Annotated in this window: 1 pseudogene; it reads right to left on the bottom strand. The window is 44.0% G+C overall.

The features are described from left to right. Positions 1-405, bottom strand: a pseudogene (locus L5876_RS14945) (cytochrome c oxidase subunit 3); the annotation flags it as partial. Positions 406-684: the final 279 nt, after the last annotated feature.

Raw genomic sequence — 684 nt, 5'->3', positions numbered from 1 at the left:
CGCAGCTTCAAATCCAAAGTGGTGTCCAGCGGAGAAATGGTGGGCAAGAGTTCGCAATAAACAGATAGAAAGGAATGTGGAACCAATAAGAACATGAAGACCGTGGAATCCAGTGGCTACGAAGAATGTTGTCCCATAAACCCTATCTGCGATAGTAAATGGGGCCGCTAAATATTCCCCCGCTTGAAGGAACGTAAAGTAGGCCCCTAAGCATACTGTGACAGTAAGTGCCTGAATAGCATCTGTTCGCTTTCTTTCTATTAAACTATGGTGGGCCCATGTTACGGTGACGCCAGATGCGAGTAGTACTGCGGTGTTTAGAAGAGGCACACTAAATGGATTTAGGGGGTGAATCCCTGTAGGCGGCCAAGAGCAACCAATTTCTGGTGTGGGGGCCAGTCTTCTATGAAAGAATGCTCAGAAGAAAGCTAGGAAGAATATTACCTCAGATGTAATAAATAGAATTATACCTCATCGTAGGCCTGTAGTTACATGTCTTGTATGGTGACCTAGGAATGTACCCTCTCGAATAACATCTCGTCATCATTGAAGCATTGAAATAATGATTAGGAATGCTGCTAAAATAAGGCAGGTAATTCCATGATTGTGAAATCATCTAGCTAGCCCAATGGCAAGGGTGAATGCTCCTATAGAGGAGGTAAGAGGTCATGGACTATATTCAAC

The organism is Hyphobacterium sp. SN044 (assembly GCF_021864465.1).
GTDB lineage: Bacteria > Pseudomonadota > Alphaproteobacteria > Caulobacterales > Maricaulaceae > Hyphobacterium.
The sequence above is the reverse complement of the archived record's forward strand: the minus strand, read 5'-3'. Positions and strand labels throughout refer to the sequence as shown.